Origin of the sequence: Ramlibacter alkalitolerans, assembly GCF_016722765.1 — a bacterium.
In the GTDB taxonomy this organism is placed as follows: domain Bacteria; phylum Pseudomonadota; class Gammaproteobacteria; order Burkholderiales; family Burkholderiaceae_C; genus Ramlibacter; species Ramlibacter alkalitolerans.
Window position 1 is genome coordinate 80,293 of sequence record NZ_JAEQND010000001.1, and the last position, 14,366, is coordinate 94,658.

Sequence of the window (14,366 nt, forward strand, 5' to 3'; positions counted from 1 at the left end):
ATGCGACGCCTGCAGTTCGATTTCCAGCGCAAGCCGGCGCCCAGTGCGGCCGGCTGGCTGCTGCTGGTGGCCGGCCTCGCCGCCCTCGCCGGCCTCGGCCAGGAACAGGCCAAGGTCGATGCGCAGAAGGACGCGCACGCCTTGCGCATCGCGCACCTGCAAGCCCCCGGTGGCGCCGTGGCGCTGGCCGGCAACCAGCCCGACGACAAGAGCGTGATCGCCGCGCGCAAGCTGCTCGATGGCGCCCGGCTGCCGTGGGACACCCTCTTCACGGCACTGGAAACGGCCGAAGGCCAGGATGTCGCCCTGATCGCCATTGCGCCCGACGCGCAGCGCCGCCAGGTCAAGATCCACGCCGAGGCGCGCAACCTCGACGCGATGCTGGCGTTCCAGCGCCAGCTGCAGCAGAACCCCGCGCTGGCGCAGGTGGTGCTGCTCGATCACACGGTGATGAAGGACATGCCCTTCAAGCCGGTGCGCTTCCACATCCTGGCCCAGTGGGGAGTCCAAAGTGCGAATCCCTAAGCTGATCATCGTCGAGCGCCTGCTGGCGCTGCGCTGGCCGGGCGCCATCGGCGCGCTGCTGGTGCTGGGCGGCGCGGCCTACGGCGCAGGCGTGCTGCTGCCGGCGCGCCAGCAGCTGGCCGCCGAGGAAATCAAGCTGGCGCGCGCCGAGCGCAGGGCCGCGGCCGTGCGCAGCGGCGCGGAGGCTGCGCCGCTGTCGCCGGCGCAGCGCCGCGAGCGCTTCTACAGCGCCCTGCCCGCCACCAGCGAGGTGACGCAGTACGTCGAGCGCATCTACGCCGCGGCGAACGCGGAGAAGCTGTCGCTGATGCACGGCGAGTACACCGGCGCCGACCTGCCGGCCGCGGGCCTGGTGCGCTACAAGATCACGCTGCCCCTGAAGGGCAACTACAGCCAGATCCGGCGCTTCATCGCCGAATCGCAGAAGACGGTTCCCGGGCTGGCGCTCGACGATGTCGCGGTGTCCCGCCAGAGCATCGGCGAGGCGCAGGTGGAAGCCCGCGTGCAGCTGTCCCTGTTCCTTGCGAGCCGCTAGATGAACAAGCGCCTGATCTTCTGGACCACCTTCCTGGGTGGCGCGGGCGCCCTGGTGGCGTACGACTACATCACGCCGGCCCCGGCGCCCGAAACCGTGGCGATGGCGAGCCGCCCGGCCCGCGGCGCGGCAACCCGCGGCGCGCCAGCACCAGCCCCGCGCCCCGCCGCGGCCGTCGAGACCGCCCCGGCCCCGCTGGCCACCCTGCGCGCCGGCGAAACCGCCGCGGCGAACGCGGCAGCGGCCGACGTCGCTGCGGCCGCCGCCTCGGCGCCGCCCCCGCAAGCCTTCGCGGTCAAGTCATGGCAGCCGCCGCCGCCGCCGCCGCCCCCTCCGCCGCCGCCCGCGCCGCCCCCGCCGCCGCCGCCGCCCCCACCTCCTCCCGCCGCCCCACCCGTGCCCTTCTCCTTCATGGGAAGGATCGACGACGGGAAGATGAAGGTGTTCCTGCAACGCGGGGAACGCCTGTACGCAGTCGCAGTCGGCGACGTCATCGATGGCCAGTACCGCCTCGAACGGATCGACGCCAACCAGCTGCTGCTGACGTACTTGCCGATGAACGCGCAACAAACCATAACGATCGGAAAGTCCTAGATGTTGTTTGGTACGGAGAAGAACAGGCTCAGGCTGCTACCACTCGCTCTCTCCATCGCCCTTGCCGGTTGCGCCTCGCAGCAGGCCATGAAGGAAGGGCAGGCGTTGATCAGTGCCGGCCGTTACGAGGAGGGGCTGGCGCGCCTGAACGACGCGGCGGCGCAGTCGCCGAGCGAGCCGGAGTACCGCTCCGCGCTGGTGCTGGAGCAGGAGCGCATCGTCGCCACGCTGCTCGCGCGCGCGGACCGCATGCGTTCGGCCGGTGAATACGACGCCGCCATGGAGGGCTACCGGCGCGTGCTGCGCCTGTCGCCGCGCAATACGCGCGCGATCGACGCGGTGCGCACGCTGGAGCAGCGGCGCAACCTGGACGACATGGTCAAGCAGGCCCGCGCCGCCTTCCGCCGCGGCGACGTGGAACTGGCCGAGAAGCAGCTCACGCAGATCCTTTCGCTCGACCCGAACTCCCCGGAAGCGCTGGCGCTGCGCCGCGACATCGAGCAGGAGCATGCGCGCACCGTCAGCACCTACCCGCGCCTGCGCACGAAATTCACGCGCCCGGTCACGCTGGAATTCCGCGACGCCAACATCCGCATGATCCTGGATGCCCTGTCGCGCACGACGGCCATCAACTTCATCCTGGACAAGGACGTGAAGTCCGACATCAAGGCCACGATCTTCGTGCGCCAGGTGCCGGTGGAGGACGCGCTCGACCTGCTGCTGTCGCAGAACCAGCTCGAGAAGAAGGTCATCAACGACAACACCGTCCTGGTGTACCCGAACACGCCGGCCAAGATCCGCGAGTACCAGGACTGGGTGATCCGCACCTTCTTCATCACCAACATGGACGTCAAGCAGGCCCAGACCCTGATCAAGACCATGTTGAAGACCAAGGACCTGTTCATCGACGAGAAGCTGAACTCGCTGACCATGCGCGACTCGCCCGACGCGGTGCGCCTGGCCGAGAAGCTGCTGCAGGCGCAGGATCAGGCCGAAGGCGAGGTGGTGCTGGAAGTCGAACTGCTGGACGTCTCGCGCGACAAGATCCTGGACCTCGGGCTCGAGTGGCCCTCCACCTTCACCGTGCTGCCGGCCGAAGGCGGCGCGGCCACCCTGCTGAGCTCGCTGCGCGGCTCGATCAACAGCAGCCGCATCGGCATCGACCGCCCGCTGCAGGCCCGCGTGCAGCAGCAGAACACCGACGTGAACACGCTGGCCTCGCCGCGCATCCGGGTGCGCAACAAGGACAAGGCCAAGATCCACATCGGCGACCGCATCCCGATTGTGAACGCCACCTCCGTGCCGTCCACGCAGGGCCCGGTGACCACCGAGACCGTGCAGTACCTCGACACCGGTATCAAGCTGGAAGTCGAGCCGACCATCTACCAGAGCGACGAGGTCGCCATCAAGGTGGTGCTGGAGGTCAGCGACTCGACCAACACGGGCACGACCAACAACGGCACCACGCTCGTGCAGGTGCGGACCAGCAACGCCTCGACCACGCTGCGGCTGAAGAACGGCGAGACGCAGATCCTGGCCGGCCTGATCCGCAACGATCACAACAACACCGCCGACGGCGTGCCGGGCCTGCTCGATGTGCCGGCCGTCGGTCGCCTGTTCGGGTCCAACAACGACCACTGGACCAAGCGCGAACTGGTGCTGTCGATCACCCCGCGCATCGTGCGCAACACGCCCTACCTGCCGCCCTACCAGCTGGAGTTCTCCTCCGGCACCGAAGGCAGCCTGCGCTCGCGCCCGCTCTCGCTTTCGCTGCAGGGTCCCGATGCCGCGTCCGGCACCGCCGGCGACGCCGTCACGCTGACGGCGCCCCCCGGAACGCCCGGTGCCGGCACCGGCACCGCGACGCCCGGCGTGCCCGCCGGCGCCACGCCGCTGCCCGGCGGCGGCTCGCGCGGGGCGACCCGCGGCCGCACGGCCACGCCGGCCGCGCCGGTGACGGCGCCGCCGGCAGCCGCGCCGGGCGCCGCACCTGCTGGCGCGCCGCAGAGCGCGGCCCCGGCCACCGGCCCGGTGGCGCTGACGCTCGATGGCGGCGGCAGCGTGAAGGTGGGCGAGGACACGACGATCAACGTGCGGCTGCGGGCCGACCAGCCGCTGGTCAGCACCGCGTTCCAGATCGCGTACGACCCCAAGGCCGTGAAGCTGCTGGATGTCACCGAGGGCGAACTGCTCAAGAGCGACGGCGCCGCGACCACGTTCTCCGCCCGCCGCGACGACGCCGCCGGGATGGTGTTCGTGGGCATCTCGCGGCCGGCCGGCACCGAAGGCTCCTCGGGCGACGGCGCGCTGGTCCACGTGCACGTGCAGGGCCTCGCGGCGGCACCCTCGGCGCCGGTGCGCGTGACGGGCTTCTCCGCCATCGGCCCCAACAACCGCATCGTGCCGGCGGCCCCCGCCGCCAGCGCCGAACTGGCCGTGGAGCCCTGACATGCGAGGCGTGCGCGGATTCACCCTGATCGAGCTGGTCATCACGGTGGCCCTGATCGCGCTGCTGGCTGCGCTGGCCGCGCCGGTAGCCGAAACCGTGGTGCGCCGGGGCAAGGAACAGGAGCTCAAGGCCGCCCTGATGCAGATCCGCGACGCCATCGATGCCTACAAGGACGCGGCCGACCAGGGCCGCATCGCCAAGGCCGCGACCGACAGCGGCTATCCGCCCAACCTGGAGGTGCTGGTCGGCGGCGTGATCGACAAGAGCAGCGCGGGCGGCGCCAAGATCTATTTCCTGCGCCGCGTCCCGCGCGACCCGTTCGGGGACGCCAGCCTGCAGCCGGCGCAGACCTGGCTCCTGCGCGGCTCCGACAGCCCGCCGGACGCGCCGAGCGCCGGCAAGGACGTCTTCGACGTCCGTTCGATGTCGGACGGCAAGGCGCTGGACGGCAGCAACTACCGGGAATGGTGATGAACGAACGCAGGACACGAAGCAAGGGCTTCACGCTCATCGAACTCCTGATCGTGCTGGCGATCGTCGGCACGCTGCTGACGATCGCGGTGCCCAGCTACTTCGCCAGCCTGGACAACGCGAAGGAAACGGCCCTGCGGCAGAGCCTGTCGGTGATGCGCACCGCGATCGACCACTACAAGGGCGACCTGGGCCGCTACCCGGAGTCGCTGCAGACGCTGGTGGAGGCGAAGTACCTGCGCAGCCTGCCGGCCGACCCGATCACCGGCGCGCCCGACCAGTGGACGGTGGAAACCGCCGCCGATCCCGGCCAGCCCAGTGGCGTGAAGGACGTGCACAGCGGGGCGCCCGGCAACGCCAAGGACGGCACTCCCTATGCGAGCTGGTAAGCGCCGCCACCAGGGGGGCTTCACCTACCTGGGCGTGCTGTTCCTGCTGGTGCTGCTGGGCCTGGGCCTGGCCGGCACCGGCGAGACCTGGACCATCGCCAGCCGGCGCGCGCGCGAGAAGGAACTGCTCTGGACCGGCAACCAGTACGCCCGCGCCATCCGCGCCTACTACATGCAGTCGCCCGGCACGCGGCAGTACCCCTCGCAGCTCGAGGACCTGCTGGAGGACCGGCGCTTTCCGCAGCCGCGGCGCCACCTGCGCCAGCTCTATAACGACCCGATGACGCGCGACCGCTTCGACGTCGTGATGTCGGACACCGGTCGCATCGCCGGCGTGCGCAGCCACTCCGACGACACGCCGATGAAGCAGGACAACTTCCCCGCCAGGTTCCGCGACTTCAGGGGCAGCACCCACTATTCCGACTGGCTGTTCATCCCCGACAACCTCCCCGGTGCGCCGACCAAGCCGCAGGCGGCCGGGGCGACGCCCGGCGCGCCGGGCACGCCGGGCACGGACACGACGGCCACACCGGGCAGCCCCGCCACTGCGACGTCGACGACGGCGGACACCGGCACCCCCGGCAGCGCCAGTCCCGTGGCCGCCGCGCCGTCCGGGCAGCCCGCAGCCGCGGCGCCGGGGGCGCCAGGGACGCAGGCCGCACCGGCGGCGCCCCCCGTGCCGGTCCGCCCGGGGCCGGTGATCCAGATCAGGCGTTGACCAGGCGGGGCCGGCTTGAGCAAGGGCCACCCTTCGGCGAATCCGATGCGGACCGGCATCACGGCCGGCCACAATCCCACCATGGAAAGCTCACACCCATGAAGCAGCACACCAGCCTGCCCCCGGCGCCCGTCGCGCCGCCCACGCCGATCGCGCCGCGGATCGTGCTGGTCGTGGTTCTCGCATGCGTGCTCGCCCTCATGGTCGTCCCGTATGGGGCCATCGAGTTCCTGCGCGGGCAATTCGCCTGGGCCAACCGCGTCGCCGATGTGTTCGACGAGATCATGCCCGGTGGCGACCTGGACCACGTCGCGGCCTTCGCCGTGCTGGGCGTCGCCGTCTGGTTCGCCTTTCCCGCCGCGCGGGCGTGGCGCGTCGTCCTGGCTTTCGTGGCCATGGGCGCGCTCTCCGAGCTGGTGCAGCTGTGGATGCCGGGTCGGCGGCCGGAACTCTGGCATGCGGTGCTGGACGTGGCCGGCGGGCTGGCCGGCTACGGCCTGGCCTGGCTGGTGGGATTCGCTTCCAGGCCCGAAGCCGACGGGCTTGCTCCGCCCGCCCGTTGACCTGCCCATGAAGAACGCGGAGGAAGACCTGGGTCTTCCTCCGCGTCGCAGCGCCATGCGGTCCTGGTGCGTTGCTGCCTCAGTCCGGAGGGTCCGCGCAGGAGGCGAAAAAAACGCCCGCCCGGTTGCGCCGTGCCGGTGAAGGCATGCAGGAATGGCGCTTCCGGGCGGGCAACGCTTCGCTCTCCTTGCGAATCAGTCCCTGATCACTTGAACACGATGTCGATCGCGGCCGTGCCGCCCAGCGAAGGCAGCGTCGAGAACGCGCGGATGTGGGTCGGGGGCGAGGCCCAGATCGATGCACCGGCCTTCGGATTGAGCGCACCGGACACGCCCACCTTGTCGAGGCCCCAGTTGCCCAGGCCGTCGACGGGCGAGGTGCCGATCACGCAGGTCGGGTTGGTCGCGGTGCCGTTGCAGGGCAGCGCGGCGCCCTTGAGCAGGCCGTTCTCGTACACGATCGTGATGGTCTGGCCCTGGACGATGTTGTCGGTGCCGTCGATGGTCCAGCGGTTCTTGTTCTGCACGAACTGGTGCTTGCCGAAGGTGATGATCTCGCCGGGCGACACGGTGACCGTGCCGGTTGCCGTGTTGGCGGACAGCGCACCGGCCACGTCCGTCACCTGGTAGGTGAAGCTGAAGGCGCCGCTCGCCGCCGGCGTGTAGCTGATGACGCCGTTGACGGGCGTGGGCCGCCCACCGAGTTGCGTGGGCCAGGTGAGGACCACCGCGTCGCGCACGTCCCCGTTGCCGTCGGCGTCGGTGGAATTGGCCACCAGGTTCATGATGTTCTGCTTGCCCACCACGCCGCCCGAAGCGGTGTTGCCGGCCACCGGCGCATCGTTGACCGGCGTGATGTTGATCGTGGCCTGCGACTGGTTGGAGGCGACGCCGTTGACGGTGGCGGTGTAGATGACGCTGTCGGTGCCGTTGGCGTTCGCGTTCGGCGTGTAGCTCAGGATGCCATCCGCGCTCACCGTGGCCGTGCCGAGGCGGCCTTGCTGCACGGCGACGGTGACCGTGCCGAGGCCGCTGGCGACCACGTTGCGCAGCGTCGTGGACTGTCCGTTCAGCAGGATCGTGTCGTTGGCCAGCAGGTCCACGGTCACGCCCTGGCCGGCGGCGCAGGCGGCCGCGCCGCAGTCCTCGGCGACGGTCCCCGAATCGGCGAAGGCGGTCGGCACGCCGAGCAGCGTGGTGGTGCCGGTGCTCGTGTCGGTGTCGCGGCGGCCGGTGCCGCCCTTGGTGGACACGACCTGGACGACATTGGTCGGCGCCTGCAACCCGGTGACGGTGGCGGCATTGCCCACCAGTTCGAGGCCGGTGCCGGCGCCGATCCCGGCGGAAGTCCCGGGCGTGGTGGTCGCGGGCCCGTAGCCGGCCAGCGTCAGGACGGCGGTCGGGTCGCTCGACGTGGCGGTGACGCTCAGCGTGCCGTTGCTGGTGCCGTTGAAGCCGGCGGTCGCGACCGTCACTTCGTCGGTCAGGCGGCGCAGGTAGTACGCGGGCACGACCTGGCCGGCAGCATTCTTGGCGGTCTGGTCGACGATGCAGACATGGCTGGCCGGCACGCCGCCCGGCTGGCTCTGGCCCCAGTAGTCGGAGCCGGTGACCAGCATGTCGTGCGGCAGCGCGCCCGCCGGCGCGGTGTACGGGCCGTCGTTGATGGTCGTGGCGCCGGTGACGGGATCCACGGTGATCGCGCCGCCGCAGGGCTGGTCGTAGAACGCGAGGATCGGCTTGACGGCCGCGAGCGCCGTCTGGGCCGGGATGCGGGCCTGAACGGTGGGCGTGGCGGTGGTGAACACGTCGACGGCCGTCACCGTGCCGGTGCCGTCGGCCTTGTACACGGCACGGCCGTTGGCAACGTTGCCTTGCAGCGCGCCGCCCACCAGGCGTCCCATGAGGGAGAAGTTGGTCTCGCCGTCCAGGGTGTAGAACACCACGCCGCCGGCGTCGCTCGCCTCGATGCGGAAGGTGTTGTGGTTGCGCGCGGTCGTGGTGCCGTCGATGTTGCGCGCGATGAAGTCGGGCAGCGGGCTGCCGGTCACGGCGCCGATGCGCGCCGGGTCGGCGATGTACTTCCTGCCGGTGCCGGCGTCGGCGGTCGGTCCGGCGCCGAGGGCGACCATCTGGTCGTAGAACGGGTCGGTGCCGGCAGGCGCGGCCTTCAGGTCCGGCATGGGCGGCACTTCGGCGCCACCGGCCTGCGGGGAAGGAAGCAGGAACGGGCCGATCGGCGAGGCCAGGGTGCAATCGAAGTTGCCCTGGCAGCCGGCGCCGATGTCCAGCGTCTCGAAGATGCGTTCGCCGGCGGCCTGGTTCAGGTAGTTGGTTTCCGAGTACGGCGTGATGACGCGGTAGTTGCCCTCGAAAGGCACGCCCGTGGTCTGGATGCGCAGGCGGCCGAAGGTGATCTGGTCGCCGGGAACGGCGGGACCGTTGGCGAACGCGGCTTCCACCGCCAGCACCAGCTTGGCGGTGAAGTTGTTGCCGGCGTCGCTGAGCACGTTGTCGGCGGCGTAGTAGAAGTGTTCGTCGAAGAAGTTCCCCGGGAACGCTTCGGGGATGGTGACGTCGCCGGGCAGCAGCAGGCACCAGCCGCCATCGAGTTCGGCCTGGTTCTTCGGATCGCAGAATTCGACGGCGACGCCGGTCTTGTCCTGGTACCACGCCGGGAAACCGCCGACGGTGGGTGCGTTGTTCACGGGGCCTGCGCGCTCCAGCACGGCGTACGCCGGCAGGTTGGCGAGGGAAAGCAGCACGGCGGCTGCCAGGAGATTGCGTCTTTGCTTCACGGGTGACCTCTGTAGTAGTACGGGGAACGAGGCCGTGCTGGAACTGCGACACGACTCACAGTTGGTTGTGCATTTCTTGGGCCCCATGGAATAAACAAAGGGCAGCGCCCTTGCGAGGCGCTGCCCGACGTACTACTTGTCTCTCGACTTTCGGCCGCTTGACGATTGGAGGTTCCGGATGTCGTCGGCGGTGCGATCCGCCACATTCCCCGCAAAACCTCCAGTCGCAGCGTGCCGGGGGGTTTTCCCCGACACCGGGGGGAACCGCCCACGTGTGGGGACACGCGGACGGAACTCCCGGTCAAGCGGCTTTGCTTCTCCTTACTTGAAGAAGATGCCCGTGCTGGCGGTGCTGCCACCCAGGACCGGCTTGCTGGAGAACGCCCGGATGTTGGTCGGACGGGTGCTCCAGAACGTGCCGCGCGGATCCTGCGAGCTGTTCGCCGAGATGATCTGGTCGAACAGGAAGGTTCCCGTGCCGTCCAGCGTGACGCGACCCACCACGCAGGCCGGGAGGTTCTCCGAACCGGCGACACCGCAGTTCTCACCCGTGCGGGCGATACCGTTGGTGTAGACGATCGAGATCTCCTGGCGGGCGCGGACGGTGTCCGTACCCTGCACGATCCAGCGGTTCTTGTTGATCGTGTACTGCGTGGAACCACCCTGGAAGGTGATCGACTCGCTAGCCACCGACGTGATGGTGCCGAGGGCCGTGTTGGCCGACTGCGCACCCGCGGCATCCTGCACCAGGAAGTTGAAGGAGAAGTTGCCCGTCGCCGCCGGCGTGAAGCTGATCACGCCGTTGACCGGGGTCGGCTGCGGGCCGAGTTCGGCGGGCCACGTCGTGAGCACCGCATCCTTGACGTCCGTCGCGCCGTCCGGATCGGTCGCGCCGAGCAGCAGGTTGATCGTGCCGGTCCGGCCCGCCACACCGTTGATGGTCTGGCTCGCGGCCACCGGGACGTCGTTCACCGCGTTGATCGTGACCGCCGCGACCGCCTGGTTGGAGGCCTGGCCGTCGACCGTGACGGTGTAGATGACGTTGTCGGTGCCGTTCGCGTTCGGGCTCGGGACATAGGTCATGAAGCCGTCGGCCGACACGGTGGCGGAGCCCAGGCGCGGGGCCTGCGCGCTGACCGTCACGGTTGCCAGGTTCTGCGCGACGACGTCACGCAGGCTGGAGACCGTGCCGTTCAGCATCACGGTGTCGTTGGCCAGCAGGTCGATCGTCACGCCCTGGCCGACGGCGCAGGACGCGGCGGACGCCGGCGAGCAGTCCTCGTCGATCGAGGCGGAATCGTTGACGGCGCTCGGCGCACCCACCAGCTGGGCGACGCCATGGGCGGTGTCGACCTTGCGCAGCACGGAGCCACCCTTGCTGGAGACCACCTGCACCTGGGACGGCGGGGCCTTCAGGGCGATGATCTGCGCGGCGGTGCCGGCGAGCTCGAGGCCGGTGCCGGCGCCGACGCCGACGGACACGCCAGGCGAGCCGGCGGCCGCGGGGCCGTAGCCCGCCACCGACAGGACGGCGGTCGGGTCGCTGGAGACCGCGTTGACCGTCAGCGTGCCGTTCTCCGGACCGACGTAGTGGGCGGTGTTGATGATCACGTGGTCGGTGACCGGCACCAGGTAGTACGACGGCACGACCTGGCCCGCGGCGTTGCGCGAGCTCGTGTCCTCGACGCACACGTGGCTGGGCGGCAGGCCGCCGGGCGAGCTCTGGCCCCAGAAGTCCTTGCCGGTGTTCGCCAGGTTGTGCGGCGCGCCGGCGGGCGCGGTGTACGGGCCGGGGTTGACCTTCTCCGCGCCGGTCAGCGGGTCGACGGTGATGGCACCGCCGCAGGCCACGTCGTAGAACGAGACCACGGGCGTGACGGCGGGGGAGATCGGCTGGCCGGGGATGCGGGCCACGACGGTCGGCGAAGCCTGCGTGAACACGTCCAGGTCGGTCACGTTGCCGCTGGCGTCCGCCTTGTAGGTGGAGCGCGTGCCCGTCAGGTTGCCCGGAATGCTGCCGGTCATCAGGCGGCCCTGCAGCGTGAAGTTCGTCGCGCCGTCCAGGACCATCAGCAGGTCGCCGTTGCCGTCGGCCTGCGAGGCACGGACTTCCACGCGGAAGGTGTTGTGGTCCTGCGAGCGCGCCACGCCCTTGGTGTTGGCGGGGTTCTGGTTGTCGATGTCATACACCGTGATGGGGGCCAGCTGGCTGCCGGTGATCGGGCCCACGCGTGCCGGGTCGGCGATGTACTTCTTGCCCGTGCCGGGATCGCCCGTCGGCGCGGCGCCCTGGGCGACGGCGCTGTCGAAGAACGGGTCGGTTCCGGGTGCGGCCGTCAGCAGGTCGGGCATGGGCGGCACTTCGGCGCCGCCGGCGGTGGCCGAAGGCAGCAGCCACGGGCCGTTGGGGCCATCGAGGGAGCACAGGAAGTCGGCGCAGGCGATGCCGATGTCGTTGGTTTCGAAGATGCGCTCGCCGGCCACCTGGTTGGTGTAGGTGACGTCCTGGTACGGCGTGATCACGCGGTAGTCGCCGTCGAAGGGCAGGCGCGTCAGGAAGATGCGATGGCGCTGGAACACACTTTGCTGGCCATCGGCGATGGGCACCGTGTTGAAGGCCGCTTCCTGGGCGATGACCAGGCGGGCGCGGAAGCCGGAGTTCGGCTCCAGCAGCACGTTGTCGGCGGCGAAGTAGAAGTGCTCGTCGAAGAAGGTCGTGGGGAAGTTCTCGGGAACGGTGGTGTCACCGGTCAGCAGCAGGCACCAGCCGCCATCCAGTTCCGCCTGCGTCGAGGGCGCGCAGAACTCCAGCGTGACGCCGGTCTTGTCCTGGAACCACGACGGGAAGCCGCCGACGGTGGGGGACTTGTCGATCGGGCCCATGCGCTCGAGGACCGCGTAGGCGGGGGAGGCGGAGGCAGCTGCAATGGCAAGGACCACCGCCGCCGAAATCAGATTGCGCTTCGGTTTCATGATTACTGTGTTTTCCTGTCAAGGGGATGGTGATCGCGAGCATTTACCGGCTTACGCTTGCCCACGTTCATGGTTCGTCGCTGGTACTGCATCAACCAGGCTGAGCGACACAGCCAGGCTTCGCTCCTGCGGACACCGCCTGCGGCGCTGTCCCGGTGCACTGTTCGCGCCGCGCGCCGTCGTCGACGGAGTGCTGCACGGCGCGTTGCGCAGCAAGCAGTTCGTCGACCTTGGCCAACACCTGCTGCGGTTTGTCGATGTCATAGAGCCGGATCCAGCGACCGCTCTTCGCGTCGCCGACCAGGATCTGGCCCGGATGGTTCTCGGGCTTCGTGATGTGGATGCCGAAGGCCTGCAGCGCCTGGGCGACGTTGCTCACGTCGCCCGTGAGCCAGAGCCAGCCCGGCTTCGGGGAGAAGTGCTCGGCGTACTCCTTGAATCGCGCGGGCGTGTCGCGCACCGGGTCCCCCGTGAGCGACACCAGTCGCACCTTCTTCTCCAGCAGCGGCGCGAGGCTCTCCTGCAGCTGCGCGAAGGTGTGCGACACCATCGGGCAGATGTCGGTGCAGTTCGTGTAGACGAAGCTGACCACCACGATCTTGCCGGCGAGCGTATCGCTCGCCAGGCGCAGCTTGCGGCCGTCCTGGTCCACGAGCACCGCGGCATCGGTGGGCCGCACCGGCTTGCCCGCAACGGAGGCCGGCGGGGTGGTGGCGTGATGACCCTCGTGACCGTCGCCGTGCGACCAGGCCCGCGGCATGCAAAGGATCATCCCCAGCATCAGCCCGGTGCACGCGAGAGTCTTGCTCCTGAAATTCATCACTGCTCCTCTTGTGACGCGACGCTGGAAACTCGGCGCGTATGTAACTCGTGTTACGCAAAGAGCAGACCAAGAACCAAAGTGCCCACTCTTCCGGCACCTCGGAGGGCGGCAGGAGCGTTGCGGCGGCACCACGGTGCCGAAACCAATCTTTTGATCCACATCAAACACGAGGCCCGGACCGCTGGAACGCGGGCCGGGCCTGGAAATGGGGAAAAGGGTGGGGAATGCGGGCGGGGGATTCCCCATCAATGGGTGGGGGAGGAAACCCGTTCCCCCGAGACCCCCGGGGCTGGAGCTACTCCAGCCCGCTTTGCAGGTGGTGGTAGCGGGAGATGACGCGGGGCACGTACGCCTGGGTCTCGGCGTTGCGGGGGATGCCGCCTGCCCGCTCCACGTTGCCGGGGCCGGCGTTGTAGGCGGCCAGCGCCAGCGCGAGGTTGTTGCCGAAGCGCGCCAGCAGGTCCTTCAGGTAGCGGGCACCGCCATCCACGTTGGCCGCCGGGTCGTGGGGGTTCGCCACGTTCAGGGTCCGCGCCGTGCCGGGCATCAGTTGCATGAGCCCCATCGCGCCCTTCGGCGAAACCGCCTTGGGGTTGAAACCCGACTCGGTCTCGATCACGGCCTGCAGGAGGGCCTCGGGAAGGCCGTGGGTGCGCGCGGCGGCGCTGACCACGGGGGCCAGGGCCTCGCGCCGCCTGGCGAGCGCCACGGGCCTGCCGGCGCGCGCCGCGGGGGCGGGCGCGGCGGCCGCGGGGGTGGGGACCTGCGTGGGCTCGGGCTCGAACGGGCCGTCCAGGTTGCTCAGGAGGACGCCCTCGGCGCCTTCGTCGGTCACCTGGATCGGGGCCTGCGCGGCCTGGGCGCCCAGCACGCAACAACAGAGGGCGGCGGCGGCGCCGGCCCGCAGGCGCCAGGAAGGACGGAGATGCGACATCGTGGGCTCCGGAGAGTGTGGATCCGGCTCTCGGACCGGTAGACCTTTCCTTCGCAAGGACCACGCCAGCGCCGCCGCTGATTTCCCGCTATCGCGGGCACCAAATTTGCGACAGAGTGTGTATCCATAACCGAGGGACTCTCTCCATGCGACAACTTTCCACCCAGCAGCCACGTCGCGGCGTCGGGCGCGGCTTCACTCTCCTCGAACTGCTCGTCGTGCTGGTCGTGCTCGGCCTGCTGGTCAGCATCGTCGGCCCGCGGTATTTCAGCCAGCTCGGCAAATCCGAAGGCAAGGCGGCCCAGACCCAGATCGCCAGCATCGTCAAGGCGCTGGACATGTACCGGATCGACCTGGGCAAGTACCCCAGCACCGAACAGGGCCTGGCCGCCCTGAGCGCGGCGCCCGCCAACGAGCCCCGCTGGCACGGCCCCTACCTGGCCAAGGCCGTTCCGCCGGATCCCTGGGGCCGTGCCTATGTGTACAAGTCGCCCGGCGACACCGCGGAATTCGACCTGATGTCCTTCGGCAAGGACGGCGCTCCCGGCGGCACCGAAGAAAACGCCGACATCTCCTACTGACACGGCGGATCGA

General features: G+C 69.8%; 13 protein-coding genes. 9 read left to right on the top strand and 4 right to left on the bottom strand.

Annotated features, from left to right (window positions below; all coding sequences use genetic code 11):
* The 8 genes from JI746_RS00355 to JI746_RS00390 all read left to right on the top strand — a co-directional run bounded on the left by JI746_RS00355 (position 1) and on the right by JI746_RS00390 (position 6,244).
* The gene (locus JI746_RS00355; RefSeq protein WP_201686797.1) at positions 1–525 is read left to right on the top strand and encodes a hypothetical protein; all 525 of its coding nucleotides are present in this window, start codon (positions 1–3) and stop codon (positions 523–525) included.
* Positions 512–1,060 carry a hypothetical protein gene (locus tag JI746_RS00360; RefSeq protein WP_201686798.1) on the top strand — a complete coding sequence of 183 codons (549 nt, stop codon included), beginning with the start codon at positions 512–514 and terminating at the stop codon, positions 1,058–1,060. Before JI746_RS00355 ends, JI746_RS00360 begins: the two co-directional genes overlap by 14 nt.
* Entirely contained in the window at positions 1,061–1,654 is a 594-nt protein-coding gene (locus tag JI746_RS00365) for a hypothetical protein (RefSeq protein ID WP_201686799.1), read from the top strand.
* 87 nt (positions 1,655–1,741) lie between these two features.
* A complete protein-coding gene (locus JI746_RS00370) occupies positions 1,742–4,102 on the top strand; it encodes a secretin and TonB N-terminal domain-containing protein (RefSeq protein ID WP_201686800.1) in 2,361 nt (786 codons plus the stop codon).
* Between the two features lies 1 nt (position 4,103).
* Positions 4,104–4,574: a type IV pilin protein gene (locus JI746_RS00375; protein WP_201686801.1), complete on the top strand. Its 471-nt coding sequence runs from the start codon at positions 4,104–4,106 to the stop codon at positions 4,572–4,574.
* A complete protein-coding gene (locus JI746_RS00380; RefSeq protein WP_330892704.1) occupies positions 4,574–4,963 on the top strand; it encodes a type II secretion system protein in 390 nt (129 codons plus the stop codon). Before JI746_RS00375 ends, JI746_RS00380 begins: the two co-directional genes overlap by 1 nt.
* A complete protein-coding gene (locus tag JI746_RS00385; protein ID WP_201686803.1) occupies positions 4,950–5,681 on the top strand; it encodes a type II secretion system protein in 732 nt (243 codons plus the stop codon). Before JI746_RS00380 ends, JI746_RS00385 begins: the two co-directional genes overlap by 14 nt.
* Before the next feature lie 98 nt (positions 5,682–5,779).
* Entirely contained in the window at positions 5,780–6,244 is a 465-nt protein-coding gene (locus JI746_RS00390) for a VanZ family protein (protein WP_201686804.1), read from the top strand.
* 206 nt (positions 6,245–6,450) lie between these two features.
* On the opposite strand, the gene JI746_RS28130 is transcribed toward JI746_RS00390, so the two are convergent.
* From JI746_RS28130 to JI746_RS00410, 4 genes are all read right to left on the bottom strand, one after another.
* Positions 6,451–9,042: an Ig-like domain-containing protein gene (locus JI746_RS28130; protein WP_201686805.1), complete on the bottom strand. Its 2,592-nt coding sequence runs from the start codon at positions 9,040–9,042 to the stop codon at positions 6,451–6,453.
* Between the two features lie 321 nt (positions 9,043–9,363).
* Positions 9,364–12,015 (bottom strand): Ig-like domain-containing protein, encoded by a 2,652-nt coding sequence (locus JI746_RS00400; protein ID WP_201686806.1) that lies wholly within the window; start codon positions 12,013–12,015, stop codon positions 9,364–9,366.
* 91 nt (positions 12,016–12,106) lie between these two features.
* Positions 12,107–12,835 (bottom strand): SCO family protein, encoded by a 729-nt coding sequence (locus JI746_RS00405; RefSeq protein WP_201686807.1) that lies wholly within the window; start codon positions 12,833–12,835, stop codon positions 12,107–12,109.
* Positions 12,836–13,133: 298 nt separating this feature from the next.
* A complete protein-coding gene (locus tag JI746_RS00410) occupies positions 13,134–13,772 on the bottom strand; it encodes a lytic transglycosylase domain-containing protein (protein WP_201686808.1) in 639 nt (212 codons plus the stop codon).
* Positions 13,773–13,918: 146 nt separating this feature from the next.
* On the opposite strand from JI746_RS00410, the gene gspG reads away from it, so the two are divergent.
* Entirely contained in the window at positions 13,919–14,353 is a 435-nt protein-coding gene (gene gspG / locus JI746_RS00415; protein WP_201686809.1) for a type II secretion system major pseudopilin GspG, read from the top strand.
* Positions 14,354–14,366 lie beyond the last annotated feature (13 nt).